The organism is Mycobacterium sp. 852002-51613_SCH5001154 (genome assembly GCF_001667425.1).
Taxonomy (GTDB): Bacteria; Actinomycetota; Actinomycetes; order Mycobacteriales; family Mycobacteriaceae; genus Mycobacterium.
The window spans coordinates 38,110-64,425 of record NZ_LZII01000049.1; the positions used below are offsets into that span (position 1 = coordinate 38,110).

Here is a 26,316-nt window from a genome sequence, read left to right on the forward strand (position 1 = left end):
GGCGTTCCGCGAGAGTCGGTTTACGCGCCGTCGGCGTTGCGGTCCCCCGCCCGGCGCGAGCGGCTGACCTGGCCTGACGCCGGCGGCAGGGCAACGGAGGTTTTCCGCGTCCATGTGTCGGGTATCAGGGGGTTGGAGGTTCGGCTGCCCGTGAGGGCGGTGGGGTGAGCGAATCACCAAGTCAATTGGTTCAGCTGCTATTCAGGCGGCCAAATCGCTCGACAAGGGGGTTCACTTATGAATCTGAGCAAAATCACAGCCGGCGCTCTCATGGCCGGAAGTATCACGTCCGCGGCGCTGGGAATCGGCGCCGGAATCGCACAAGCCGGTCCGGACGGTCCGAATGTGCCGAATCCGAACATTCCGGGCCCGAATGTGCCAGGAGGCGACCGGGACGTACCGGGTCCGGGCCAACACGTGCCGGGACAGCCGATTTGTAACCCGGGCGCCCCGGGCGTCAACTGCAACGAGCCGGGCAGCCCACTTCCCCCGGGACAGAACGGGTTCCCCCCGCCGGGGCACTACAACGACCCGGTCCGCTACGGGCTCCCAGCCACCTGGGTGCCGCCAGTGGGTGACCCCGACGGGACCCAGCTTCCCGTCGTATTCAACCCGCAGCTGGGTCAGTGGGGCGTCAACACGACTACCGGTTTCCAGGTGTTCACTCCCGCAGGCGGGACCTCAGGCTCCGGCCAGGTCAGCGGCGGGGTCAACCCCGGGACCTAAAACGGCATGACGAGGCAGCCGCCCCTTCGGGGGCGGTTGTTTTCGTTGCACGGTGACATGGCGCCAAGCTCGGCGTTGAATGAAACCGTGACTCTCAAACGCCAAGTCGTCCACCGCGTGCAGCGGCTGCTCGTCAACCCGGTCGGCCGGCAGATGCCGGGGATCATCCTGGAAACCACCGGCCGCAAGAGCGGCAAGCCGCGGCGCACCGCCGTGGGCGGACGCCTGGTCGACAACCAATTCTGGATGGTCTCCGAACACGGCGAGCACTCCGACTACGTCCACAACATCAAGGCCAGCCCCGCCGTGCGGGTGCGCATCGGCGGCCGATGGCGCAGCGGCACCGCTCACCTCCTGCCCGACGACGATCCGCTGCGGCGGCTCGGCGACCTCCCGCGGCTCAACAGCGCGGTGGTGCGGCTGATGGGCAGTGACCTGCTGACCATTCGGGTGGATCTGGACTGACGCGCCGCGCATGGCGTACGACGAGTACCTGGCCGACGAGATCCGCGAACTTCTCGCCTCCGAGCGCGGGGTCGAGGAGAAGCGCATGTTCGGCGGTCTCGCGTTCCTGGTGAACGGCAACATGTCCGTGGCCGTCAGCGGTCAGGGCGGCCTGCTGGTCAGGGTGCCGGCGGACGAGCTCGGCAAAATGCTGCGGCGCGCTCACGTCAGCCCAATGGTGATGGCGGGCCGCGACGTTCGCGGCTGGGTACGGGTGGAGCCAGCCGGAATGCGGACCAAACGACAGCTCGAGGGCTGGGTGGCCCGCGGCGTCGGCTACGCGCGCACCCTGCCGGCCAAGTGACCGGCGCGGTTTGCCAGCACTCGGCGCGGGTACGTGGACAGGTATGTCCGAACGCCAGCAACTGGTGCGACGGCTGCTCGACGTTGCCGGGACCACGTACGCCGCCGAGGCGCGAATTAAGCTCGCCGACAAGCCGATGCCGCTGTTTCAGCTGCTGGTCATCTGCATGCTGGCTAGCAAACCGATCGATGCCGCCATCGCCATGGGCGCCGGGCGCGAACTGTTCAAGGCGGGCCTGCGCACGCCCAAGGCGGTGCTGACCTCGGATCGGCAGACGATGATCGAGGCCTTCGGCCGTGCCCACTACGTCCGCTACGACGAAAGCTCGGCCACCCGCCTCACCGAGATGGCCGAACGCGTGCGCGACGAGCACTCCGGCGATCTGCGCGAACTCGCGGACCGCAGTGGGCGTGACGTCACCGCGGCGAAGCGGTTCCTCAAGGGGTTCAAGGGAATCGGGGATACCGGGGCCGACATATACCTGCGCGAGGTGCAGGACGTGTGGACCTGGGTGCGGCCGTATTTCGACGGCCGCGCCACCGCCGCGGCGAAGCAGTTGGGTCTGCCTACCCAACCGGCGAAGCTCGGAGCCCTTGCGCCGCAAAGCAACGCGCGGCTGGCCGCCGCGCTCATCAGGACATCGCTGGACGACGACCTGCGCCGGCGGGTGAGCGGTTGACCGTGTGGATCGGTACCTCCGGATGGTCCTACAACCATTGGGCCGACGTGCTGTACCCGCGTGGCCTGCCCACCGCGCGCCGGCTGGCACGCTACATCGAGGTGTTCGACACCGTCGAGTTGAACGCGAGTTTCTACCGCTGGCCGAAGGATTCGACCTTCGCGGGATGGCGTCAACAGTTGCCGGACGGCTTCAGGATGTCGGTCAAGGCGCATCGAGGACTGACCCACTACCGCCGCCTGGCATCCGCCGGGCCGTGGGTCGAGCGCTTCGAGCGCTGTTGGGAACTGCTGGGCGATCGCGCCGGGGTGTTGCTGGTTCAACTGCATCCCGAGCTGCAGCGCGACGACTCGCGCCTGGATGCCTTCCTGGGTAGCGTGCCGGCGTCGATCCGCTTGGCCGTCGAGCTGCGCCACCCGTCCTGGAACGACGAGGCCGTCTACGACTTGCTGGCCCGCCGCCGCGCCGCCTACGTGGTCATGAGCGGCGCCGGGCTGGCGTGCGTGCCGCGGGCGACCACCGATCTGGTGTACATCCGGATGCACGGGCCGGATCAGGACGCGATCTATGCGGGCTGCTACACGGACGACGAGCTGCGGCGGTGGGCGGAGCGGATCGCCGGGTGGCAGGACGACGGCAAGGACGTGTGGATGTATTTCAACAACGACCTCGGCGGCCACGCGGTGCGCAATGCGCTGACGTTGCAAGAACTTTTGCGGTGAGCAGGCGCGAGTAGGCTGGGAATGTCGATTGCAGGACGGAGTGACAATCATGGCCAGCTCGATCACCTTCGTTATCATCGGCGGCGGACTTGCTGGAGCAAAAGCGGTAGAAGCGTTGCGCGACAGCGGGTTCGATGGGCATCTCACCTTATTTGCTGAAGAGAAACGTCTGCCCTACGAGCGACCTCCGCTTTCCAAGGAGTATCTGGCCGGGAAGAAGTCGCTAAACGATTTCACCGTGCACAACTCCGACTGGTACCACGACCACGATGTCGACTTGAGGCTCGGTTCCCGGGTGTCCGCCGTGAACCCCGCCGAACATCTCGTCTCGCTTCCCGACGGCTCCACGATGCGGTACGAGAAGCTGTTGCTGGCGATGGGGTCGGCCTCTCGGCGGCCGCCGATACCCGGGTCCGATGCCCACGCGGTCCACTATCTGCGCACCTACGACGATGCTTTGTCGCTGGATTCGATTCTCGCCGAAGGATCTTCGCTGGCGGTGGTGGGAGCCGGCTGGATCGGCCTGGAGGTGGCCGCCGCCGCCCGCCAGCGTGGAGTCGACGTGACCGTCGTCGAGACGGCCAAGCAACCGCTGATGGCCGCGCTCGGCGAGACGGTGGGTGAAGTGTTCGCCCGGCTTCATCGCGATCATGGGGTGGACTTACGGCTCGAGGCGCAGGTGGAGGAGATCACGACAACCGGCGGCAAAGCCACCGGGCTGAAAATGCGGGATGGCTCGACGGTGCCGGCTGATGCGGTGTTGGTGGCCGTCGGCGCTAAGCCGAACGTCGAACTCGCCGAACAAGCCGGGCTCGCCATGGGCTCGGGCTCTCAAGGCGGCGTGCTGGTCGACGCGTCACTGCGCACCAGCGATCCGGACATCTACGCGGTCGGCGACATCGCCGCCGCAGAGCACCCCCTGTTCGGCGACCGGATCCGCACGGAGCACTGGGCCAATGCGCTCAAGCAACCCGCGGTGGCGGCGGCCGGGATGCTCGGCAACCCAGGCGAATACGCCGAGCTGCCCTATTTCTTCACCGACCAGTACGACCTCGGGATGGAGTATGTCGGGCACGCCCCCGGCGTCGAGCGCGTGGTGTTCCGGGGCCACGTTGCCGGACGGGAATTCGTCGCGTTTTGGCTACACGGCGGCGACCGGGTGCTGGCCGGGATGAACGTCAACGTCTGGGATGTGCTCGACGACGTCAAAGCGCTGATCAGGTCCCGGAGCTCGGTCGACCCCGACAAGCTGGCCGACACGGAGGTCCCGCTGGCCGAGCTATTGGGCTGACGGTTCCACGGGCACCCACGTCCCGTCAATCACGTCGGGCGGGCGCTGCACCTGCAACCTTTCCCGTTCGGCGCGGCGGCGTTTGATCCGCAGCCGGGCGTCGCCCGGCATGGTGACCAGCTCGTCACACGTCAGGTAGTACACGTCCTCGACGACGTCGATCAGGTCCGCCGCGACTCGACGAGATCCCAATTCCCGCAACGTCATCCGGAGTTCATGGGTGAATCGCAGGGTGGTGTCGTGGGCCAGCTCGCGGGAGTCGCGGGCGCTGGTGATCAGGCGTTGGGCCAGCGTCGGTGGCGGCGCGTCGGGCGAGGCGGCGTCGGCCACCGCGACTTCCCCGGCCGCGCGCAGCAGCATCGCCGGATCGTCGGCATAAGTCTGGCTGGCCAGCTCGGCCTCCCCGGGACCACGGTGCGCGACGCGGGCGACGGCCGCATCGACCGCCGCGGCGGTGGTGGATGACAACGCGCGGATGCTGGCGAGATTGCCTTCCTGGGCGAGCGCACACAACGGCGGGTCGGCCCGCAGCACCGCGGCCAGTTCGGCGGTCTCGGTCGCGACGACGGTGCTGTCCATGATCATGTCCACCCCGGGCACGCTGCGCGCCGCCTTGCTGCGCTCCAGTGCCGCCGCGGTGACGCCGGAATCGATCAGCCACAACGCCGTGAGGATCCAGCCTTGGTGAATGCGGTCCCGCAGCAAGCGAATCCGGACCTCCAGGCCGGCGTCGGGCAGCGAGCCCAGCTGCGCGGCGTCGAGGTGTTCGGTTTCGGCTGCCGCGCTGTACGCCCGTGTGTCGGACTTGAGATGGCGCAACAGGGCCAGCGATCGCCCCGCGACGACGGCTTTGGCGACGTAGCCGAGGGCACCGCCCGCCAGCGCGGGCTCACCGAACGGCAGGGGGTCTCCGACGTGCGGCCGGCCGACGAGGGCGTTGCGTGCGACGGCATCCTGGTCCCAGCCGGGCAGCTGCGCGGCCGCGACCATGTTGACCGACACCCCAACGTAGGGCCGATGCCCGAACACGGCGACGGCCCGGTTGCCCCACTCCTGGCCCACCACGCCGCCCAGCGCCAGGACGTGACTGAGCACCCGGTTCGCGGCGCGCAATCCGCTCAGCTGAACATCCAGCGTGATCGGGGTGAGCGGCCCGGGCAGCGCCTCGCCGAGATTGCCCGCACTGAAAATCGGGAAGCGCGGATCTACCCGGTCGTCGAATTCGCCCTCGACGCCCTCGGGCGCGGCGCTGCGCTCCTCGCCGGAGGGATCGGGGCGTGGGGCGACCTCGACCGGGAGCGCCAGTTGGCGCCCGTGGCCGGTGGCACCCACGGCGGTGATCTGACGGCCGACCAGGCCCCGGGCGGTGTCGGCCACTGCCTCGACCGCCTGCCAGCCGAACTCGAACGCCCAATCCTCTTGCACCGCAGCGATATCCATGTTCGGAATGAGCCGGGGCCAGCTGCGCACCCGATTCAGCCGGGACCGCGGGTCGGCGGATCGCAGCATCCGCCACGCCGTGATCACGTTGACGGTGTCCGGGGAGGCGAGGTCCACCACACCGGAGCGGTCGGTGTTCAGCGCCGAAACCAGGAAGCGCACCAAATCGTCGACGTGCAGCACCCGTATCGGCTCCGCCGAAACCTTGGTGCGCAGCAGCGTGGCCACCGTGCGGCACACCATCCAGTCGAGCTGCCGGCCCACCGGCGGGGCGCTCCGGACGACCAGGCTGGGCCCCCAACTGGTGGAGACCAGTTCCTCGGCCGGCTTGTACAGTTCCGGCCGTCCCGCGGCCTGGGACACGAACAGCAGCCGGGCGCCGGCGCGGGCGGCCACATCGGTTACGTGCGCCAGACCCTCGATGTCGGCGCTGCCGGGTGCGGTGGTGTCGACGGGGGCCAGGTGGATCACCGCGTCGGCTTCCTCGGTGAGCTCCCGCAGGACCGGGGAGCGCAGCGATGCGCAAACCAGGTCGACGTTGCGGTCTAGGCAGGGATGCGGCCTCTCAGCAATGCCGCTGACCGTGTGCCCGGCAGCGATCAACTGCCGTGCGACCAGCCGCCCGAGTGCGCCGGTGGCGTCGGTAACCAGGATCTGCACCTGGGTCTCACCTCCCCGACCTCAAACTAAACAATAGGCAAGACGGCATGACCTAGCGACCGTTACTGGGCAAACGGCACCCTGAGCTTGCGGGAAAGCCTCGCCGGGTTATTGGAGCGTGGCGCTGCCGTCCGCGGCGACGGCCACCTTGACGCCGCCGATGTCTTCACGCACGGTTACCTGCGCCGCCGCGCCGTCCGTGATCAGGGCGAGGGTCCGCGCCCCGTCGGGCGTGCGCACGGCCAAGAAGGCCTTTTCCGGTCGCCCCTCGCGATCGAACGGTGTCGTCCACGCTTCCACCGTCCCGACCCCTTCCCATTCCACCAAGCCGTCCCGGGTGGGCTCTCGGTCGACGACCGGTTGCACGTCCTCCCAACGGAACTCGGCGGGCGGCTCGGTGCCGTACACGCCGAAGCTGTGCTTGGTAAGGAAGCCGCCGTTGGCGGTGATCAGGCCGCGCCGCCCCGGATTGGCCGCCAGCAACTCCGCCATGGTGGCGATCGAGTGCATCACGTAGTTGCTCCACGGGCCGCCTGCGAACGTCAAACCCCCGGTGACGGTGAGCGGGCGCGCGGGATCGTCGACGGGCAGGCCCAGTTCGGCCGCCGCCACCTGAACGGCCGAGGGAAAGCAGGAATACAGGTCGACGTAGTCGACTTCGTCGATGCCCAGTCCCGCCAGCTCCAGCGCGCGGCCACCGGCGATCCGGATGGCCGGAGAGCGGTGCAGCTCGCCACGCTCGGCGATGGCGGAGGTGTCATGCGCGTCGGTGCCCGCATGCGGGTAGATCCAGCGATCGGCGGGGATCTGCAGGCGGCTGGCCTCCTCCACCGAGGTCAAGACGAGCGCGGCGCCCTGATCGACCATGTTGTTGGAGTTCATCAGCTTGGTGTACGGCCAGCTGATCATCCGGTTCTGCGGGCCGGGCTCGCAGATCTCCTCGGCGGTCACCGGTTTGCGGATCCATGCGTGCGGATTGTCGACCGCAACGGCGTTGAAGCGGGCCCACAGTTCGCCGATGCGCTTGCGGTGGTGCTCAACCGATTCGCCGTTCGCGATCCGCAGGGCCTGCTCGAACAGCGGGTAGACGAAGGCCGGCCGGTCCAGCCGGATCCTGATTTCCGCGTCGCCGGCCATCGGGACGTCGTCGCCGCTGACCGCGGCCATCGGGACGGAGTCGTCCTGAACGGTCCACTCGAGTTTGCCGCCCTTGGCCCGCAGGCCCCGGCGGGTGCGCCACGTCTCGGCGCCGGCCAGCAGCACCACCTGGGCGCTGCCCCGCTGGATGTCCAGGCAGGCCTGATTGACCAGCGACTGCGGCACGTTCCCGCCGACGGGGCTGTACAACGTGGTGAAGTCCGTCGCACCGATCCGCTCGCCGAGCAGTAGCCCTGGGTCGCGGTAATGCGCCGACAGGATGTTCACCACGCGGATGGAATCGACCGCCTCGATCACCCGCGAATCGGCGGCTCGTCGGGCGGCCGCCGCCATCAGGTCCACCGGCTCGACGGACCGCTTGTCCGGGTCGATCTCGTCGCGGTGGTTGACCTGGCCGTAGCCGATCAGCACGGGTGTCCTGGGGTCCACGGTCATAGGACGAATTTAGCGTGGCTATCGATCCGTCTGGTCGCGCGGGCCGGATTCCGCGCGCGTTATGGGGGACCGAACAGCACGCCGTCGCTGATGAGGCGGTCGATCTCCTGCGGGCGCATACCGAGCAGCCTGCGGCAGACGTCGACGGTGTCCTGGCCGGGCAGCGGCGCGGGCCGCTGAGGCGCCCGCGGGATGTGCTGGAACGGCGCGGGGCCCGTCTCGGCCGGCAGCGGACGCTCGATGAGGGGGTGCAGCATCTCGGCATAGAGTTTCCGCTCGACCAGCTGGGGGTCTTCCAAGATGTCCGGCGGCCGGTTCATCGGCCCGGCGGCAACCCCGGAGGATTGCAGCAGCTGGGCGGCCCGGACCGGGGTGCGCATGCGGGTCCAGGCCGACACCAATTCGACCAACTCCTGCCGGTTCGCCAGCCGCGCCTCGCCGGTCGCGAAGCGCGGATCGTCGCCCCATTCCGGGTGATGGAAAACGCCTGCGGCACAACGCCATTCGTCGTCGGATTCGATCGAGATGACGCACCACTCGTCGTCGCCCGCGCACGGATAGACCGCGTGCAGGCTGGTGGCCTCGGAGATTCTCGGCACGCCCGCGGCCAGGGCGGCCTGGGTGACGTACAAGGTGTCGAGTTGGTTGATGACGGCTTCGGCTTGCGAGATGTGCACGTGCGACCCGCCGCCCGTCCGGTGGCGGTGGATCAGCGCGGCCAGCGCCGCGATCGCGGTGATCCGCCCGACGACGTGGTCGGGAAAGACGGTCGTCGCGTCGTAAAAGGCATGCCGCCCAGCGTGATTCCGGTTCTCCGGTTCGTCGGCAGTCCACAACCGGGTGACACCGGTCGCGGCGCGGACCAGCGGCCCGTAGCCCATGCGGGTGCTCCACGGGCCTTGGTCGCCGTAGGCGCTACTCTCGGCGAGTACGATCCGCGGGTTGACGGCATGCAGATCGTGGTAGGAAAAGCCAAGCGCGGTAAGCGTTCCCGGCTTGAAGTTGGCGAAGACGGCGTGGGACTCGGCGACGAGCCGGGTGAAGATCTGCTTGCCCGCGGGGCTGCGCAGATCCAGGCCCATCGCCAGGTTGTTGCGATGCGTCCAGGCGAACGACTCGCTCATGGCCTCACCGACGCGGGCCTGCCGCAACCCGTCCGGGTATTCGGCGCTTTCGATTTTGATGACCTCGGCGCCGAGGTCGCCGAAGAGCCGGCTCAGCTCGCCGCCGGCGACGATGATGCCCAGATCCAGGATGCGAAGGCCCGCAAACGGATAGTCGCCGACGCGGCCGGAGGGCGATTGCACGACCGCCGGGTTCCCCCGCCAGCCCGGTCCGTCCTGCCCGGCGGCCGGGGCCGGGCTTCGGAAACCCGCGTGCCGCCCATCGACGACGAAATAGCCGGTCGGCACGCTCGTCCGCACCCCCGGGACGAGCTCGGCGTCGGTGATCGCGCCCACCGACTGAAAATGCTCGGAATTCATCGCCCACGACGGCGTCAGCACGGCGGCGATCGGCACACCGTGAGCCTGCCCCGCGGCCACCAGATCCTTCATGGACTGTCCGGCGAACAACGCCTGGACCAACTCGCTGATCTGCGGCCACGCGGCGAAGCGTGCGGCGATCACGTCGTATTTCGGGTCCTGGAAATCGTCCGGCTCGCCCAGCCAGCGCCGCAGGCCCCGCCATTGGCGCGGCGCCATCACGCACAGCCGGACGTAACCGTCTTTGCAGGGGTAGATCGGGTACGCGTCCTGGTTCTTCGGGCGCCCCCGCCACTGCCCGGTGCGGCGGATGCCGGCGGCGGCCTGTCCATGAGCACCGAATGCCGGGTCGAGCGACATGACCACGGCGTCGAAGCGCGAGAAGTCAATGTATTCGCCTGTGCCTGAACGCAATCGGTTGTAATACGCCACAAGGGTTGCCCACGCCGCCTGGGCCGCGGCGGTGGCCGACGCGATACCGTCCGGGGGCAACACGGGGGTGCCGGTGGTGGGGCCTGAGCGTGACAGAGAGCCGCACATCGCGTACAACACCGGATCGGTGGCCCGCCACAGCGACCGCGGCCCCGTCGCGCCGAAGTCGGTGATCGAGAGCACCACCAGATGCGGGTGCTGGGCGGCCAGTTCCTCCACCGAGGTGCCGAAGGTGGGCGCCTCCCCATAGAAGCCGTCGTCGACGACGATGTCGGCCTCGGCGGCCAGGTCGAGGAACACGCCGCAGTCGTCCTCGTCGAAAGGGTCCAGTACGACGCTGCGCTTGTTCACGTTGTGCACGGCAAACGGGATGCTCGCACCGGCCAGCGTCGGCCGCGCATCGCGTGCCGGGCTTCCGGTAGGGGGTTCGACCTTGAGCACGTCGGCGCCCAAGTCGGCTAACAGGCGCGTCACCGCGTCGCCGTTGCCGCTCGACAAGTCGAGGACGCGCACGGCGTCGAGCAACCCGTCGGACATCAGCACACCGTACCCGCCGGTGTGGACGGTCGCCTCACCAGCCAAAAAGCCAACCAGGCAAGCTGATTGGGTGGGCGAACTCTCGGTCGGCTATCGTCACAGGCCGATCGGCGAGGCCACGGGCGAAACGATCCGACGGAGGCATCTGATAAATGAGCGCGCACTTGACCTACATCGAGGCGGTGGTGGTCGGCGCGTTCCAGGGCGTCACCGAGCTGTTCCCGGTTTCCAGCCTCGGGCATGCGGTGTTGGTGCCCGCGGTGGTCGGCGGCCGGTGGGCCGAGGACCTGAGCGTCTCGGCCCCCGAATCGCCCTACCTGGCGTTCATCGTCGGCCTGCATGTGGCCACCGCCGCCGCGTTGCTGGTGTTCTTCTGGCGGGACTGGCTGCGCATCGTGGCCGGATTTGTGTCGTCCTTGCGGCATCGCCGGATCAACACCCCCGATGAGCGGCTCGCCTGGCTCATCGTGGGGGCCACAATTCCGGTCGGGCTGGCGGGGCTGGTCCTGGAAAAGACGTTCCGCACCACACTCGGCAAGCCCATCCCGGCGGCGATTTTCCTGCTGCTCAACGGCATCGCGCTTTACGCGGGCGAAGTGCTTCGCCGGCGCGTCGCGCCCGCGCCCGACCACGAGCAGCCGGTCGGCGAACAACCTGCCCATACCGGCGAGGCCGTCGACAACCGCCTGGCTCAACTGCCCCTGCGCCGCGGCATCCTGATCGGCGCCGCACAGATCCTGGCGCTGCTCCCCGGCATCAGCCGTTCGGGCATCACCATGGTGGCGGGCCTGTGGCGCGGCTTGTCCCACGAGGATGCCGCCCGGTTCTCCTTCTTGTTGGCGACGCCGATCATCCTGGCCGCCGGCGTGTACAAGATCCCGGAGTTGTTCGGACCCCAAGCGACCGGAATAGGCGGCCAGGTACTGGCCGGGAGCATCGCCTCCTTCGTATGCGCCTACCTCGCCGTGCGGTTTCTGACGCAGTACTTCCAAACCCGCACCCTCACACCGTTTGCCATCTACTGCGCCCTGGCCGGCGGCGCCAGCCTGGTGTGGCTCGCCATCCGCTGAGGCGATGAACGACTACTGGCCCTAGGCTGCCCGTAGCCTGGCCGGAGGCACGAAGTAACCGACGAGTCGAGGCAACGCACATGAGCCGCTCCCCATCTGAAGGCCTCGGACCGCGCCAGGAGTCGGTGTGGGACTATCCGCGCCCACCCCGCGTCGAGCCGTTCACCGGTCGCATCACCGTCGAGTTGGGCGGAGTAGTCATCGCATCAACCCGTCGCGCCTGGCGGGTGCTGGAGACCAGTCATCCGCCGACCTATTACCTCCCACGCGACGCGTTTGCCGACGGGGCCCTGCGGAAGACGTCCGGCGGCTCTTGGTGTGAATGGAAAGGCCGGGCAACCTATTACGACCTGATCGGCGGCGGGGTCGTCGCCCGGAAATCCGCTTGGAGCTATCTGAGTCCGACGCCCGGATTCGAAGCCATCGCCGGGGCGGTCGCGGTGATGGCCGCCAACGTCGACCGTTGCACGGTCAACGGAGAGGTGGTCGTGCCCCAACCCGGCGGCTTCTACGGTGGCTGGATCACCAGTTGGGTGACCGGCCCGTTCAAAGGCGTTCCCGGCTCGACGGGTTGGTGATGGCGCCGCTACACCGGTTCAATCCGGTAACGAACCAAGCGCCGCGTGTCATTGCCGAAAACCGCTGGGCGGCAAGCCCCGTCGGGCCGCCACCCGCCGCACTCGTAGAATCGTCGAGCCTCGGTGTTGCCCTCCAGGGCCCAGAGCACGGCGCCGTCCACACCGACACGCCGCAGCCGCTCACGGGCGGCCGTCATGAGCGAGCTCCCCACCCCAGCACCCAGATAGGCCGGGTCGACATACAGCGCCATCAGCTCACCGAAGTTCGGTAGGTCGCTTTCGCGGCACAGGCCCGTGGTGGCGAAGCCGCGGATCGCCGACCCCTCGACCGCGACCAAGGTGGACGGCATCCGCAATCCCACGCGGCCGAAGGTGTAGCGGTCGGCCAACGCCTCCGGGGTGAGACTGTCCAGGTAGTCCTGAGCGATGAGCCCCAGGTAGGCCGACCGCCAAGAGCGCACATGCAAACAGGCCACTTCGTAGGCGTCCGCCGGGACCGCCGCCCGCACCTGGGTCATCGTTGCAGTATTCGACGATCTGGGGTCAGATTGCCTAGTTGACACCCGTCAAGACTTCCGGAGGGTACGAAAATGGCAGACACGGCGTCCGTTGGGCTGAAGGTCCGCGGCAAGGTAATCGTGATCACCGGTGGCGCCCGGGGCATCGGGTTGGCCACCGCGACCGCGTTACACAATCTGGGCGCCAAAGTGGCCATCGGTGACATCGACGAAGTGCGGGTGAAGGAATCCGGCGCCGCGCTGGGCCTGGACGTGTACGGCAAGCTCGACGTCACCGACCCGCACTCGTTCGCGGACTTCCTGGACGAGGTCGAGCGCCAACTCGGCCCGATCGACGTGCTGGTCAACAACGCCGGCATCATGCCGCTCGGCCGGATGGTCGACGAGCCGGACGCCGTCACCCGGCGCGTGCTCGACATCAACGTCTACGGCGTCATCCTGGGCAGCAAGCTGGCCGCCCAGCGCATGATCCCCCGCCGGTCCGGACACGTCATCAACGTCGCGTCGCTCGCCGGGGAAACCTACATCGCCGGGGCGGCCACCTACTGCGCCAGCAAGCACGCGGTGATCGGCTTCACCGATACCGCCCGGCTCGAATGCCGAACGGCGGGGGTGAAGTTCTCGGTCGTCATGCCGACGTTCGTGAACACCGAGTTGATCGCCGGCACCTCGGGGGCCAAGGGGATCAAGAACGCCGAACCGGCCGACATCGCGGAGGCGATCGTCAAATTGGTGGCGCATCCCCGCCCGCGGGTGCGGGTGACGAAGGCGGCCGGCGCCATCATCGCGTCGCAGAAGTTCATGCCGCGCGCGCTGTCGGAGGGGCTGAACCGCGCGCTCGGCGGCGAGCACGTCTTCACCGACCACGTCGACGCGGAGAAGCGCAAGGCCTACGAGTCGCGCGCTCGCGGCGAAGAGTAGTCGGCGATCGCGAGCGCGGCGGAGCCGGGCGAAGCGGGTCGCCGCCATCAGGACGAGTCGGCGATCGCGAGCGCGGCGGAGCCGGGCGAAGCGGGTCGCCGCCAGCAGGACGGAGCACCGCATCGGGCGCCGTTCACCGCGGGCGCGGACAATCGGCGGGGTGAGCCTAGAAACCCAGACAACCGCTCCCCTTGCCGACGACGAACTCGACCTGATCAACGCATACTGGCGCGCCGCCAACTATCTGTCGGTCGGACAGATCTATCTGCTGGACAACCCGCTGCTGAGCGAACCGCTGTCGCCCGAGCACGTCAAACCGCGGCTGCTGGGCCACTGGGGCACCACCCCGGCGCTGAACCTGATCTATGCGCACCTGAACCGAATCATCCGCGACCGCGACTCCAGCGTCATCTACGTCACCGGGCCCGGGCACGGCGGACCCGCGCTGGTCGCCAACGCGTATCTCGAAGGCACCTACAGCGAGGTGTACACCGCCATCGAGGAGGACGCCGAAGGACTGCGAAAGCTGTTCCGGCAGTTCTCTTTTCCCGGCGGCATCCCCAGCCACGTCGCCGCCCAGACGCCCGGCTCCATCCACGAGGGCGGTGAACTCGGCTATGCGCTGGTGCACGCCTACGGCGCGGCCTTCGACAACCCCGATCTGGTTGTGGCCTGTGTGATCGGCGACGGCGAGGCCGAGACCGGGCCGCTGGCCGCCAGCTGGCACTCCAACAAATTCCTCAACCCGGTCACCGACGGCGCGGTCCTGCCCATCCTGCAGCTCAACGGCTACAAGATCGCCAACCCGACCGTGCTCGCGCGCATCCCCCACGCCGAACTCGAGGCACTGCTGCGCGGCTACGGTTACCGGCCCATCACGGTCGCCGGTGACGACCCGGCCAACGTGCACCAGCAGCTGGCGGCCGCGTTCGACGACGCCTTCGACGACATCGCGGCCATCCAAAGCGCCGCCCGCAACGGCAACGCGATGCAGCGGCCCGTCTGGCCGATGATCGTGCTGCGCACGCCCAAGGGCTGGACCGGTCCGAAGGTGGTGGACGGCAAGAAGGTCGAGGGCACCTGGCGAGCCCATCAGGTCCCGCTGGCCGAGACGCACGACAATCCCCAGCACCGCGCGGAGCTCGAGGAGTGGCTGCGCAGCTACCGGCCTGAGGAGCTTTTCGACGCCGACGGCAAGCTGCGCGCCGAGCTGCGAGCGCTGGCGCCCCTCGGCGACCGCCGGATGAGCGCCAACCCACACGCCAACGGCGGCCTGCTGCTGCACGACCTGGACCTGCCGGACTTCCGCGACTACGCGGTCACGGTGTCGCGGCCGGCGGCGGTGACGCACGAGGCGACCCGGGTGCTGGGCACGTTCCTGCGGGACGTGATCGCGCGCAACTCCGACCGGTTCCGCCTGATGGGCCCGGACGAGACGGCCTCCAACCGGCTGGACGCCGTCTACGGGGCGACGGCCAAGGTCTGGCTCTCCGAGCTCGGGCCCGACGACGAGAACCTCGCCGCCGACGGGCGGGTGATGGAGGTGCTCTCCGAGCACCTGTGCCAGGGCTGGCTGGAGGGGTACCTGCTGACCGGCCGGCACGGCCTGTTCAACTGCTACGAGGCGTTCGTCCACATCGTCGACTCGATGCTCAACCAGCACGCCAAGTGGCTCGCCACCAGCCTCGAGCTGCCGTGGCGGCGGCCGATCGCGTCGCTGAACTACCTGCTGTCCTCGCACGTGTGGCGCCAGGACCACAACGGCGCGTCACACCAAGACCCCGGCTTCATCGACCTGGTGGCCAACAAGCGGGCCGAACTGACCCGGGTGTACCTGCCACCGGACGGCAACACGCTGCTGTCGGTGGCCGACCATTGCCTGCGCAGCCGCGACTACATCAACGTCATCGTCGCCGGCAAGCAGCCGGCGCTGGCCTACCTGGACATGGATCAGGCCATCGCGCACTGCGCGCGCGGCGTGGGCATCTGGCCGTGGGCGAGCACCGCCAGCGGCGAACCCGACGTGGTGCTGGCCTGCGCCGGGGACATCCCGACGCTGGAGACGCTCGCCGCCGCCGACATCCTGCGCCGCGAACTGCCGGAGTTGGCGGTCCGGGTGGTCAACGTGGTCGACTTGATGCGGCTGCAGCCGGATTCCGAGCACCCGCACGGCCTGCCGGACAAGGAGTTCGACGCGCTGTTCACCCGCGACAAGCCGGTCATCTTCGCCTACCACGGCTACCCCTGGCTGATTCACCGGCTCACCTACCGCCGCACCAACCACCCGCACATCCACGTGCGCGGGTTCAAGGAGCGGGGCACCACCACGACGCCGTTCGACATGGTGATGTTGAACGATCTGGACCGCTTCCATTTGGTGATGGACGTCATCGACCGGGTCGACGGGCTGGCCAGCCGGGCGGCCGAGCTGCGCCAGCGGATGGTCGACGCCCGGCTCGCCGCGCGCATCTACACCCGTGAGCACGGCGAGGATGACCCGCGGATCGCCGGCTGGACCTGGGAGCGAGACGACCGATCAGGCGGGCAGTCCTGACGCCGAGATTGCCGCCGCGGCTGCGCTTGGGGCGCCACCGCGACCGTGACGGCAATCTCGTTGGGCCGTCGCGGCGGGGGCCATCGGTAAGCTGGATGAATGCTTGACGCCGCCGAGACGCCCGACATTCACCATCCGGTGATCTCGCAGCTCTCGGCGCTGCACCGGGTTCGCATCCACCTCGACATCGCCGTCGTCGTCGCCGTCTTGGTGCTGACCAACCTGGTCGCGCACTTCACCACCCCGTGGGCCGGCATCGCCGTCGTCCCCGCCGCCGCCGTCGGCCTGGTGTTCCTGATGCGCGCCAACGGTCTGGACTGGTCCGATCTGGGCTTGGGACGCGAACACTGGAAGTCGGGGCTGGGCTATGCGGTGGCCGCGGTGCTGGTTGTGGCCGCGGTGATCGCCGTGGGGGTGCTGCTCCCCATGACCCGGCCGATGTTCCTGAACCACCGCTACGCGACGGTCTCCGGCGCCCTGATCGCCTCGATGGTCATCATCCCGCTGCAGACCGTGATCCCGGAGGAGCTGGCGTTCCGCGGCGTGCTGCACGGCACGCTGCATCGGGCGTGGGGGTTCCGCGGCGTCGCGCTGGCGGGATCGTTGCTTTTCGGGCTGTGGCACGTCGCGACGTCGCTCGGGCTTACCAGCAGCAACGTCGGCTTCACCCGAATTCTCGGCGGCGGCGTCGTCGGGATGATGGCCGGGGTGACCGGCGCCGTGCTGGCCACGGGAGCGGCGGGATTCATCTTCAGCTGGCTACGTCGTCGCAGCGGCAGCCTGATCGCGCCGATCGCGCTGCACTGGTCGCTGAACGGACTCGGGGCACTGGCCGCCGCCCTGGTCTGGCACCTGACTGCCTGAGGCCGGTCACACCAGCAGCACCGCCGCGCCCGCGATCCTGCCCGCGCTGAGATCGCCCAGCGCGCGATCCGCCTGGCTCAGCGGGTACTCCGGCGTGGTCACCTCGATATGGTGTTCGCCCGCGAAGTCGAGGAACGCCCGCGCGTCGGCCCGCGTGTTGGACGTGACCGAGCGAACCTGGCGTTCCTGGAACAGATGACGCTGGTAGTTGAGCGGCGGGATATCGGACAGGTGGATGCCGGCGATCGCCAACGTGCCGCCGCGGTCCAACGCTTCCAGCGCGGGCAGCACCAGGTCACCGACCGGTGCGAACAGGATGGCCGCATCCAGCGGCACCGGTGGCGGGTCGGCCGCGCCCTGCGCCGACGCCGCGCCGAGCTGGATCGCCAGTTCGCGCGCCTCGGCTCCCCGCGTCATCACGTGCACCTCGGCGCCCTGCGCCAACGCGACCTGCGCGGTGATGTGGGCGCTGCCGCCGAACCCATACAGACCCAGCCGTCCGCCCGGTGGCAGATCGGCGCGCAGCAGGGAGCGATAGCCGATGATGCCGGCGCACAGCAACGGCGCCAACTCGCTGTCGCTGTAACCGCCCGGCAGTCGGTGCGCGAAAGCGGCTGGAACAGTGGCGAATTCGGCGTAGCCGCCGTCGGCGTCCCAGCCGGTGTAGCGAGATTGAGGGCAGAGGTTCTCGTCGCCGCGGCGGCAGTACTTGCACACGCCGCAGGTGTGGCGCAGCCAGGCGATCCCCACCCGGTCTCCCACCCGAAATTCGTCGCCCGCCTCCGGGCCAACCTCGACGACTTCGCCCACCACCTCGTGGCCGGGCGTGACGTGGTCGCGGTGTACGGGCAGATCGCCCTCGGTGACGTGCAGGTCGGTGCGGCACACCCCGCAGGCCCGCACGGCGACCAGCAACTCCGCCGGCCCGGGGCTCGGCACGGCGGCGGTGATTTGCTCCAGCGGGCCGGTATCCATCGGACCGGGCCGGCGCACCCGCCACGCGCGCATGGTCGTGGGGGTTAGCGGTGGAACCATTCGTCCATCATGCCGCTAACCACCACGGCCGCAACGTGCTAACTGATCAGGTCCGCCGCACCATGCCGACGATCCAGAGCAGGATCAGCGACCCGAGCAGCGCGGTGAGGAAGGTGAAGATCAGGCCACCACCCGCGGTGTTGACGAAGAAGCTCAGGATGAAGCCGCCGATCAAGGCGCCGATGATGCCGATCACGATGTCCATCAGGATGCCGGCGCCACTGCCCCTGATGATCCTGCTGGCGAGCGCACCCGCCAGACCACCGATGATGATGTATCCAATGATGCCGACGCTGGTGAACGTTGTTGAGCGGGCCAGATATTCGGTAGCTGCCATGACGTCCATGCGGGTCTCCTTGCAATCGCTGGCAAAGCCCAGCGAGTTGCTGGGCCATCATCTCGGTATACCCGCTTTGCGTAACGGAATAGGTTCCGTTTCGGAGACGGTTGGCGCATCATCCTGACGCGCCGATCGCACGTCAGGTCGATTGCGTCCGCTGTGGCGCCGGCGCTGGGGCGGGGCTGACCTCTCCCGCCGCGGCCGGCGCCGGAGCCGGTGAGGGCGCCGGTGCTCCTGGAGCCGGAGCGGGTGCCGGGGCCGCCGGCGCCGCGGGCGCGGGTTGGGCGCCCGGGGCCGGCTGGGCACCAGCGGCCGGCGCGGGCGGGCCCGCCCAGGGCTGGATGGACTCGGCCAGCGCCTTGGCCGCGCCCTTGTCGACCGGGTCGTTTGCCGTGCCGAGCCACACCACGAACCAGCGTTGCGGCGGTCCGCCGTTTGGCGTGTTCGCTGCGGGCAGCCCGACGACGCCGGTCCAAATCTGGCCATTGGGCTTGGAGGCGTCGCTGAACTTGACCTCGTAGTACGACGCGCTGCCGGTGACGCCATTGGCCCCGGTGAGCGGGGTGCTTTCCTGGTTGATTCGGGTGCCCGGATACGGCAGGAAGAACTCACCCATGTCCGAGCCCAGCCGCACCGCGGCCTTGGAGTTGTTGGCTTCGGCACTGGCGTAAAGCTTTTGGTCCAGGCGGCCCATCACGATGCGGGTGTCGTTGGCCACCGGCGGCGGCTGGTCGGGCAGCGGCGGCTGCCCCGTCGTCTTGCTCAGCAGCGCCGAGCCATAGTCGAGGTGAGACGCGTCCGACTCCACCCAGCCGGGGGGAAGGACGTAGCTGAAGCCACCCACGGCGTTGGCGATCCGCCCGGCGTTGGGGTCAGCCGGCGGAGGTGGCGGCGCGTTCGGATCGACGGGCGGCGGTGGCGGCGGCACGGGCGCGTTGGGATCGACCGGCGCCGGAGGAGCGCCGGGCGCCGCAGCGGCCGGCGGCGGAGTGGTTGCGGGAGCGGCCGGGGCGGCCGCCGGAGGTGGGGCGGTCGTCGTCGCCGGCGGGACCGGAGTCGGGACTTCCGGATCGGCGTACGAGGTCGCCGGCAAAGCGAGCGTGACGGCGCTGGCACTGGTCACCGTGGCTATCGCCAGCGTCGCCCACAGACCTTTGCGACGCGTCGAGTTGGGTTCCACCTGGTCCATGGCGACGAACCTACCGTGTTACCGCTGTGACGCAAGGAGCCTTGCGGACAATTGCGATGCCGTTTTGCCGATGTTGCCGATGTGCAACCCGCAGCGCGGCCAGGCGCTCAATTGCCCGCTTCACCGCGCGCCGGATACAACGCCACCTCATGGGCTTTGACGGAGAACCACACCTGCTCCCCGGGTGCCAGCCGCAGCTCGGAGGCGGCGTCGACGGTGATCTCCGCGGCCAGCCCGGGGGCACCATCGGGTTGCTGCCCGCCGCGCACCAGCACCGCCGACCCGCGAATGTCCATCTCCGCCACCGTCACCTCGACCGTGTTGCGCGGGCTACCGTGTGGCCGCTCCCGATAAACCGCCACCGCCGCGGGCGGGAAGACCGCGATCGCGTTCCGTCCCTCAGCAAGCTCGTCGCCGCCCTCGAGGCTGGGGACCGCGTGCCAGCGGGTGCCCGAGCGCGCGTGCAGCGAGCCGTCCGGGCCGACCGTCCCGTTGACCAGGTTGATGCCGGCGATGCGCGCCCCGAAGTGGCTGCGCGGCGCCGTCAGCACGTCGGAGACCGGGCCGATCTCGGAGATTTTGCCGGCTTCCAGCACCAGCACCCGGTCGGCCAGGGTGAACACGTCGAGCAGGTCGTGCGTGATCAGCACGACCGCGCAGCCGGTGCGGCCGACCACGCCGCGCAACACCGCGCGGATCCCCGCGGCCGCGGCGACGTCGAGACCCGTCAGCGGCTCGTCGAGCAGTAACACGTCGGGCTCGGCGGCCAGCGCGCGCGCGATCGCCACCCGCTGGGCCTGACCGCCGGACAGCTGGCGCGCCTTCCGGTCGGCCAGCGGCTCGGCGTCCACCTCGCGCAGCCAGCGCAGCGCCGTCGCCTTCTCCGCTGCCCGGGCTGGGCGCAGCCGGCCACGACGGCTGCGCGGCCCGAACGCCACGTTGGCGGCGACGCTCATGTGCGGGAACAACAGCGGGTCCTGCAACAGCAGGCCGACGCGGCGGTCGTGGGTTGTCACGTCCACCCCGGCCTCGGTGTCGGTCAGCACCCGGTCCCCCAACCGGACCCACCCGCGATCCGGGCGAATCAGCCCCGCGATGACGTGCAGCGCGGTCGACTTGCCCGCGCCGTTCGGTCCGAGGACCGCCAGCACTTCGCCCGCCGAGACGGAGAACTCGACGTCCAGCTGGCGATCCGCCACGACGGCGCGCAGCTGCAGGTCACTCACGGTTGCCTCGCTTCGGCGCCGGTCAGACGGCGCGCGCCCAACCCCAACACCACCACCGCCGCCACGGCCACCAACAGGATCGACAACGCCACCGCCGCGTCGGCGTCGGTCACCCGCTGCAGGTAGATCTCCAGCGGCAGCGTGCGGGTGACTCCTTGGCGCGACCCGGCGAACGTCAGAGTCGCGCCGAACTCCCCCAGCGAGCGGGCGAACGCCAGCACCGTCCCCGACATCAGGCCCGGCAGCAGCAGCGGGAGGGTGACTCGCCACCAGACGGTGCTGGGCCGCGCCCCAAGGGTCGCCGCCACGACCTCGAAGTCGGCGCCGGCGGTGCGCGCCGCACCCTCCAGGGAAATCACCAGGAACGGCAGCGAGACGAACGTCTGCGCCAACACCACCGCGGTGGTGCTGAACGCGATGCTGATGCCGGCGGCTTCGAGGTACCGGCCGAGCAATCCGAGCCGCCCGAACGCGTAGAGCAGCGCGATCCCACCCACCACCGGCGGCAGCACCAACGGCAGCAGGATCAACGGCCGCATCAGCCGGACCGGCCGCGCCGTGCTGCGGGCCAGCACCAACGCCATCGGCACGCCGACCAGCACGCACAGCAGGGTGCTGGCCGCGGCGGTCTTGAGGCTGAGCAGCAGGGCCGTCCGTGACGACGGGCTGGTGATCAACGACCAGAAGTTCGGCCAGTCGACCTTGATCGCGATGGCCAGCAACGGCAGCACCACGAACCCGGCCCCCACCGCGGCGGGAAGGTAAACCCACCGCGGCAGGTGCGTGCGAGACTCTCTAATACGTGCCTCCTTAAACCTGGCCGGGAGATCTACCCCGGCTCAACCTAGCGCTGGGCGTGTTGGGAAACGGCCAGCGTGCGGCAGTTCCGCCGGGTGCACGCGTCAGGGCTTGACAAAGCCGTACTGGGCCAGGATGTTCTGACCGGTGCCGCTCGTCACCATGGCCAGGAACCGTTGCGCCAGCGCCGGTTGCGGGGCGTTCTTCAGCACGGCGATCGGATAGACGTTCACGGCGCCGGCGGCCTCCGGAAAGCTGACGGGGGTCACCTTGTCCCCGGCGCTGTGCGCATCGGTCACGTAAACCAGCCCGGCATCCGCCTGGCCGGTGGTGACCTTGTTGAGGACGTCCGTCACGCTCGGTTCCTCGCTCACCGGGTTGAGGTGGACGCCGGTGCGGTCTTCGACCCGCTGGGTCGCCGATCCGCACGGGACCGGCTTCTGGCAGATCACCACGCCCAGCCCCGGCCGCGCGAGGTCGGCGAATGAGCCGACCTGCTTGGGGTTGCCCGGCGCGGTGACGATCACCAGCGTGTTCGAGGCGAAGTTCGTCGGGTTACCCGACACCAGTCCGGCCTTGGCGACAGTGTCCATCTGTGCGGTGTCCGCCGACGCGAAGACGTCGGCGGTCGCGCCCTGCGTCAACTGGGTGGCCAGTTCGGAGGATCCCGCGAAGTCGAATTCGACGTTGCTGCCCGCGTTTTGGGTCTTGAACTGCGCGCTGATCTGAGTGAACGCGGGCTTGAGCGAGGCGGCGGCGAACACCACCAGCCTTCCCGACCCCTGCGGGGACGGTTTCGAACCGCACCCGGCCAGGCCCGTCGCCAGGACCATCGACACCACGCCGGCCACGATCCCGATCCGCCGCATGCGTGCACCCTAACCCGCCGAGGATGCGGCCCGCTTGCGGGGCTAACGTCGCAAAAAAGTGTCCGCCGAGTAGTTATGCAAATGATCCGCGCGTCGCAGCGTCAACAATTTCGCCGACTAGCTACTGTCCAGTAACATCTAGGCAGATCGATGCCATAACGCGCTGAGATCCCAGGCAAATCCCCCGGCGTCCTGTGGATGGCCACACGGAACTGCCCGGGTCTGGGTTCAACGTTGAACACGAGGAGGTCATGGCAGTGGAGGTGCTGGTCACCGGTGGAGACACCGAACTGGGGCGCACAGTGGCCGAAGGCTTCCGCGATGCCGGTCACAAGGTGACCCTCGTGGGTGCGCGGCGCAGCGACCTGGAGGTCGCCGCCAAGGAATTGGACGTGGACGCGATCGTCTGCGACACCACCGACCCGCCAAGCCTGACCGAGGCCCGCGCCTCGTTCCCCCATCATCTGGACACCATCGTCAACGTACCGGCGCCCTCCTGGGAAGCCGGCGACCCGCGCACCTACTCGATCGCCGACACGGCCACTGCATGGCGGAATGCGTTGGACGCAACTGTGCTCTCGGCGGTATTGACGGTGCAGACCGTCGGTGATCATCTGCGCTCGGGTGGCTCCATCATCAGCGTGGTGCCCGAGAACCCGCCGGCCGGAAGCGTTGACGCCGCCATCAAAGCGACCCTGTCGAATTGGGTCGCGGGCCAGGCGGGCATCTTCGGCACCCGAGGGATCACGGTCAACGCCGTGGCCAGCGGGCGCAGCGCCCAGCCCGGCTACGACGGTCTCTCCCGCACGCCGCCGTCGGTCGCCGGCGAGGTGGCCCGATTGGCGCTGTTCCTGACCACCCCGGCGGCCCGCCACATCACCGGCCAGACGCTGCACGTCAGCCACGGCGCGCTCACCCAATTCGGCTGAGGGCGTAATCCCCCGCCGAGCGGTATCGTCGCGCCCGGCGCCGCACTACGGTAGATCGCGTGGCTATTCGACTCGGTCTGCAGATACCCAACTTCTCCTACGGCACCGGGGTGGAGCAACTCTTCCCCACTGTTCTGGCTCAGGCCCGCGAGGCCGAATCGGCTGGTTTCGACTCGGTTTTCGTAATGGACCACTTCTACCAACTCCCCATGCTGGGCGATCCCGACCAGCCGATGCTGGAGGCCTACACCGCCCTGGGGGCGCTGGCCACCGCCACCGAACGAGTTCAGTTGGGCACCTTGGTAACCGGCAACACCTACCGCAGCCCCTCGCTACTGGCGAAGATCATCACCACCCTCGACGTGGTGAGCCAGGGCCGCGCGATCCTGGGCATCGGTACCGGGTGGTTCGAACTCGAACACGACCAGCTGGGCTTCGAATTCGGCACCTTCACCGACAGGTTCAACCGGCTCGAGGAAGCGCTGCAGATCATCCTGCCGATGATCAAGGGCGAGCGGCCAACCTTCTCGGGCAACTGGTACCAGGTCCGCGAGGCCATGGCGAATCCGCGCTTCCGCGAACACATTCCGCTGATGATCGGCGGTAGCGGCGAGAAGAAGACGATCCCGCTGGCCGCGCGCCACTTCGATCACCTCAACGTGATCGCCGGATTCGACGAGCTGCCAGGCAAATTGGAGGTTGTGCGGCGGCGGTGCGAGGAGATCGGCCGGGACCCGGCGACGCTGGAAACCAGCACCCTGACCACCGTGCTGATCGACGAGAACGCGAAGGCCGACCAGGTTCCCGCCGAGATGACGCAGCGCATGGTGGTCGGCGGCCCGGACTCGGTCGCCGACCAGATCAAGACCAAAGTGGTGGACGCCGGCATCGACGGCGTGATCATCAACCTGCCCTTCTACACCCCCGGCGTGATCAGCGCGGTGGGAGAAGCGCTGCGCCCGGTCGTCGGCCTGTAGCCGCCGACGCCGCTCGTGTGGGGTCGCGGATTGGTGCCGCCGCGGTAATACTCCATGTAGCAGCGTTTACCTGTGCCACAACGGCGCAGCGCAGAAGTAAGGGGCCGGGACGGCCATGAAGAAACGAGCCCTGGCGGCGGTCGCGGCCGGCGTAGCGTTCGCCGCGCCGCCGATCGCCCATGCGGACAACAACTGGATCGCCATGGCGATCTCGGACTCCACCGGCCACATCAACATCGCCGACGGAGCGGCCAGCCAGGGCGCGGCCGAGAAGGCGGTGATGGAGTCGTGCCGCAAGAGCATCAGCGACTGCCGGCTGCTGGCCAGCGGGCAGGGCGGGTGCGTGGCACTCGTCTTGAATGCGGCCAAATCCCGATACTTCGGCGGCTGGGGTCCGACCCGCGAAGAAGCCGAAGCCCAGGCGCTCGAGCGTGCCCCCGGCGGAACGATCCAGGCAGGCCACGACCACTGTGCGGGCGAGGGCTCCAGCCAGTGATGCCGGCTTCGTGCAATAGCTGATAACTGCGCCACAGTGCCCGATGCCCACCAGGCACTTCGGCCCGCACACCGTTAGTGTTGCAAACAACACATGGGTATCAACTAGGTTTCCGGGTATCCGCCTGACTAGCGTTGTGGCTAACTGCAGTCGCGTGTCCAAAAGCCCCCGTCAGGAGCAGCGGAAACATGATCCCCCCACCGGAAACCACAGCTGGAACCGAACGTCGCCACCAGGTCGTCATCATCGGTTCGGGATTCGGTGGGCTGAACGCGGCAAAGAAACTCAAGCACGCCGATGTCGACATCAAACTGATCGCGCGCACCACGCACCACCTGTTCCAGCCATTGCTGTACCAGGTGGCGACGGGCATCGTCTCCGAAGGCGACATCGCCCCGCCCACCCGCGTCGTCCTGCGCCGGCAGCGCAACGTTCAGGTGCTGCTCGGTGACGTCACGCATGTCGATCTTGCCGGCAAGTACGTCGTATCCGATTTGCTCGGCCACACCTACGAAACCCCTTACGACAGCCTGATTATCGCCGCGGGCGCCGGACAGTCGTACTTCGGCAACGACCACTTCGCCGAATTCGCGCCCGGCATGAAGTCGATCGACGACGCACTGGAGGTGCGCGGCCGGATCCTCAGCGCGTTCGAACAAGCCGAACGCTCGCGTGATCCGGAACGACGCGCCAAGCTGCTGACGTTCACCGTCATCGGCGCCGGACCCACCGGCGTCGAAATGGCCGGGCAGATCGCGGAATTGGCGGCCCACACGCTGAAGGGCTCGTTCCGCGGCATCGACTCCACCAAGGCGCGAGTGATCCTGCTCGACGCGGCCCCCGCCGTATTGCCGCCCTTCGGCGACAAACTGGGCGCGCGGGCGCGCGCCCGGCTGGAGAAGATGGGTGTCGAGATCCAGTTGGGCGCGATGGTCACCGATGTCGACCGCAACGGCATCACGGTCAAAGACTCCGACGGCACCATCCGGCGCATCGAGTCCGCATGCAAGGTGTGGTCCGCGGGCGTGCAGGCCAGCGGGCTGGGCCGAGACCTTGCCGAGCAGTCGTCGGTGGAACTCGACCGCGCCGGGCGGGTCAAGGTGCTGCCCGACCTGTCGGTCCCGGGCCACCCGAACGTGTTCGTGATCGGTGACATGGCCGCCGTCGAAGGCGTTCCGGGCGTGGCTCAGGGCGCGATTCAGGGCGCCAAGTACGTCGCCGGCATGATCAAAGCCGAACTGGGCGGCGCCAATCCGGCAGAGCGCGAACCGTTCCAGTACTTCGACAAGGGCTCCATGGCCACCGTTTCGCGGTTTTCCGCGGTGGCCAAGGTCGGCCCGCTGGAGTTCAGCGGCTTCATCGCCTGGCTGATGTGGCTGGTGCTGCACCTGGTTTACCTGGTCGGGTTCAAGACCAAGGTCAGCACGCTGCTGTCGTGGACGGTGACGTTCCTGAGCACGCGGCGCGGCCAGCTGACCATCACCGAGCAACAGGCCTTCGCCCGCACCCGCATCGAACAGCTGGCGGTGCTCGCCGCGGAGGCGAAGCGCCCTGCGGCCGCCAGGCGGGCTAGCTAACCG

25 protein-coding genes are annotated in these 26,316 nt (G+C 68.7%); 15 read left to right on the forward strand and 10 right to left on the reverse strand.

The features are described 5' to 3' along the window. Positions 1 to 270 precede the first annotated feature (270 nt). The 6 genes from A5750_RS26345 to A5750_RS12700 are packed head-to-tail and all read left to right on the forward strand — an operon-like array spanning position 271 to position 4,226. Complete coding sequence (locus tag A5750_RS26345; RefSeq protein ID WP_231989187.1) at positions 271 to 726, forward strand: hypothetical protein; 456 nt, start codon at positions 271 to 273, stop codon at positions 724 to 726. 57 nt (positions 727 to 783) lie between these two features. After that, entirely contained in the window at positions 784 to 1,191 is a 408-nt protein-coding gene (locus tag A5750_RS12680; RefSeq protein WP_369817371.1) for a nitroreductase family deazaflavin-dependent oxidoreductase, read from the forward strand. Positions 1,192 to 1,201: 10 nt separating this feature from the next. After that, positions 1,202 to 1,534 (forward strand): TfoX/Sxy family protein, encoded by a 333-nt coding sequence (locus tag A5750_RS12685; RefSeq protein ID WP_067263222.1) that lies wholly within the window; start codon positions 1,202 to 1,204, stop codon positions 1,532 to 1,534. 43 nt (positions 1,535 to 1,577) lie between these two features. After that, a complete protein-coding gene (locus A5750_RS12690) occupies positions 1,578 to 2,213 on the forward strand; it encodes an endonuclease (RefSeq protein WP_066954237.1) in 636 nt (211 codons plus the stop codon). Continuing rightward, a complete protein-coding gene (locus tag A5750_RS12695) occupies positions 2,210 to 2,935 on the forward strand; it encodes a DUF72 domain-containing protein (protein ID WP_067263226.1) in 726 nt (241 codons plus the stop codon). The genes A5750_RS12690 and A5750_RS12695 overlap by 4 nt, the downstream gene beginning before the upstream one ends. 49 nt (positions 2,936 to 2,984) lie before the next feature. Further along, complete coding sequence (locus tag A5750_RS12700) at positions 2,985 to 4,226, forward strand: NAD(P)/FAD-dependent oxidoreductase (protein WP_067263342.1); 1,242 nt, start codon at positions 2,985 to 2,987, stop codon at positions 4,224 to 4,226. Here the strand turns inward: A5750_RS12700 and A5750_RS12705 are convergent. The 3 genes from A5750_RS12705 to A5750_RS12715 all read right to left on the reverse strand — a co-directional run bounded on the left by A5750_RS12705 (position 4,215) and on the right by A5750_RS12715 (position 10,372). Further along, positions 4,215 to 6,326, reverse strand: coding sequence for an NAD-dependent epimerase/dehydratase family protein (locus A5750_RS12705; RefSeq protein WP_067263229.1), 2,112 nt, complete (start codon positions 6,324 to 6,326; stop codon positions 4,215 to 4,217). The genes A5750_RS12700 and A5750_RS12705 overlap by 12 nt on opposite strands. 108 nt (positions 6,327 to 6,434) lie before the next feature. Continuing rightward, positions 6,435 to 7,919, reverse strand: coding sequence for an acetyl-CoA acetyltransferase (locus A5750_RS12710; protein ID WP_067263233.1), 1,485 nt, complete (start codon positions 7,917 to 7,919; stop codon positions 6,435 to 6,437). Positions 7,920 to 7,978: 59 nt separating this feature from the next. Then, the gene (locus A5750_RS12715) at positions 7,979 to 10,372 is read right to left on the reverse strand and encodes a CaiB/BaiF CoA transferase family protein (protein ID WP_369829486.1); all 2,394 of its coding nucleotides are present in this window, start codon (positions 10,370 to 10,372) and stop codon (positions 7,979 to 7,981) included. A gap of 152 nt (positions 10,373 to 10,524) precedes the next feature. Here A5750_RS12715 and A5750_RS12720 point away from each other — a divergent pair, with 152 nt between their 5' ends. Together A5750_RS12720 and A5750_RS12725 are read left to right on the forward strand one after the other, a co-directional pair. Further along, positions 10,525 to 11,442 (forward strand): undecaprenyl-diphosphate phosphatase, encoded by a 918-nt coding sequence (locus A5750_RS12720; RefSeq protein WP_066954220.1) that lies wholly within the window; start codon positions 10,525 to 10,527, stop codon positions 11,440 to 11,442. Positions 11,443 to 11,522: 80 nt separating this feature from the next. Then, positions 11,523 to 12,020, forward strand: coding sequence for a DUF427 domain-containing protein (locus A5750_RS12725; RefSeq protein ID WP_066954217.1), 498 nt, complete (start codon positions 11,523 to 11,525; stop codon positions 12,018 to 12,020). 8 nt (positions 12,021 to 12,028) lie between these two features. Here the strand turns inward: A5750_RS12725 and A5750_RS12730 are convergent, their stop codons facing one another. Next, on the reverse strand, positions 12,029 to 12,538 hold the full coding sequence (locus tag A5750_RS12730; RefSeq protein ID WP_067263238.1) for a GNAT family N-acetyltransferase: 510 nt from the start codon (positions 12,536 to 12,538) through the stop codon (positions 12,029 to 12,031). A gap of 72 nt (positions 12,539 to 12,610) precedes the next feature. On the opposite strand from A5750_RS12730, the gene A5750_RS12735 reads away from it, so the two are divergent. From A5750_RS12735 to A5750_RS12745, 3 genes are all read left to right on the forward strand, one after another. Next, complete coding sequence (locus tag A5750_RS12735; RefSeq protein ID WP_066954211.1) at positions 12,611 to 13,459, forward strand: SDR family oxidoreductase; 849 nt, start codon at positions 12,611 to 12,613, stop codon at positions 13,457 to 13,459. Positions 13,460 to 13,619: 160 nt separating this feature from the next. Then, positions 13,620 to 16,013 carry a phosphoketolase gene (locus A5750_RS12740; protein ID WP_067263241.1) on the forward strand — a complete coding sequence of 798 codons (2,394 nt, stop codon included), beginning with the start codon at positions 13,620 to 13,622 and terminating at the stop codon, positions 16,011 to 16,013. Between the two features lie 99 nt (positions 16,014 to 16,112). After that, positions 16,113 to 16,877: a CPBP family intramembrane glutamic endopeptidase gene (locus A5750_RS12745; RefSeq protein WP_067263244.1), complete on the forward strand. Its 765-nt coding sequence runs from the start codon at positions 16,113 to 16,115 to the stop codon at positions 16,875 to 16,877. A 6-nt stretch (positions 16,878 to 16,883) separates the two neighbouring features. Here the strand turns inward: A5750_RS12745 and A5750_RS12750 are convergent, their stop codons facing one another. The 6 genes from A5750_RS12750 to modA form a co-directional block, all read right to left on the reverse strand. Continuing rightward, a complete protein-coding gene (locus A5750_RS12750; protein ID WP_067263248.1) occupies positions 16,884 to 17,912 on the reverse strand; it encodes a zinc-binding alcohol dehydrogenase family protein in 1,029 nt (342 codons plus the stop codon). A gap of 46 nt (positions 17,913 to 17,958) precedes the next feature. Beyond that, a complete protein-coding gene (locus A5750_RS12755) occupies positions 17,959 to 18,258 on the reverse strand; it encodes a GlsB/YeaQ/YmgE family stress response membrane protein (protein ID WP_066954198.1) in 300 nt (99 codons plus the stop codon). A gap of 133 nt (positions 18,259 to 18,391) precedes the next feature. After that, positions 18,392 to 19,441 carry an alanine and proline-rich secreted protein Apa gene (locus tag A5750_RS12760; protein WP_066954195.1) on the reverse strand — a complete coding sequence of 350 codons (1,050 nt, stop codon included), beginning with the start codon at positions 19,439 to 19,441 and terminating at the stop codon, positions 18,392 to 18,394. 107 nt (positions 19,442 to 19,548) lie between these two features. Continuing rightward, positions 19,549 to 20,667 carry a sulfate/molybdate ABC transporter ATP-binding protein gene (locus A5750_RS12765; RefSeq protein WP_067263252.1) on the reverse strand — a complete coding sequence of 373 codons (1,119 nt, stop codon included), beginning with the start codon at positions 20,665 to 20,667 and terminating at the stop codon, positions 19,549 to 19,551. Further along, positions 20,664 to 21,467, reverse strand: coding sequence for an ABC transporter permease (locus A5750_RS12770; RefSeq protein ID WP_156664327.1), 804 nt, complete (start codon positions 21,465 to 21,467; stop codon positions 20,664 to 20,666). The genes A5750_RS12765 and A5750_RS12770 overlap by 4 nt, the downstream gene beginning before the upstream one ends. Before the next feature lie 102 nt (positions 21,468 to 21,569). Further along, positions 21,570 to 22,334, reverse strand: a complete 765-nt coding sequence (modA, locus tag A5750_RS12775) for a molybdate ABC transporter substrate-binding protein (RefSeq protein WP_067263260.1) — start codon at positions 22,332 to 22,334, stop codon at positions 21,570 to 21,572. Positions 22,335 to 22,585: 251 nt separating this feature from the next. Between modA and A5750_RS12780 the strand changes: the two genes are divergently transcribed. From A5750_RS12780 to A5750_RS12795, 4 genes are all read left to right on the forward strand, one after another. Continuing rightward, complete coding sequence (locus A5750_RS12780) at positions 22,586 to 23,263, forward strand: SDR family oxidoreductase (RefSeq protein WP_067263263.1); 678 nt, start codon at positions 22,586 to 22,588, stop codon at positions 23,261 to 23,263. A 59-nt stretch (positions 23,264 to 23,322) separates the two neighbouring features. Then, complete coding sequence (locus tag A5750_RS12785; protein ID WP_067263266.1) at positions 23,323 to 24,240, forward strand: LLM class F420-dependent oxidoreductase; 918 nt, start codon at positions 23,323 to 23,325, stop codon at positions 24,238 to 24,240. Between the two features lie 115 nt (positions 24,241 to 24,355). Continuing rightward, a complete protein-coding gene (locus tag A5750_RS12790) occupies positions 24,356 to 24,736 on the forward strand; it encodes a DUF4189 domain-containing protein (RefSeq protein WP_066954179.1) in 381 nt (126 codons plus the stop codon). Between the two features lie 188 nt (positions 24,737 to 24,924). After that, positions 24,925 to 26,313 (forward strand): NAD(P)/FAD-dependent oxidoreductase, encoded by a 1,389-nt coding sequence (locus A5750_RS12795; protein WP_066954176.1) that lies wholly within the window; start codon positions 24,925 to 24,927, stop codon positions 26,311 to 26,313. Positions 26,314 to 26,316: the final 3 nt, after the last annotated feature.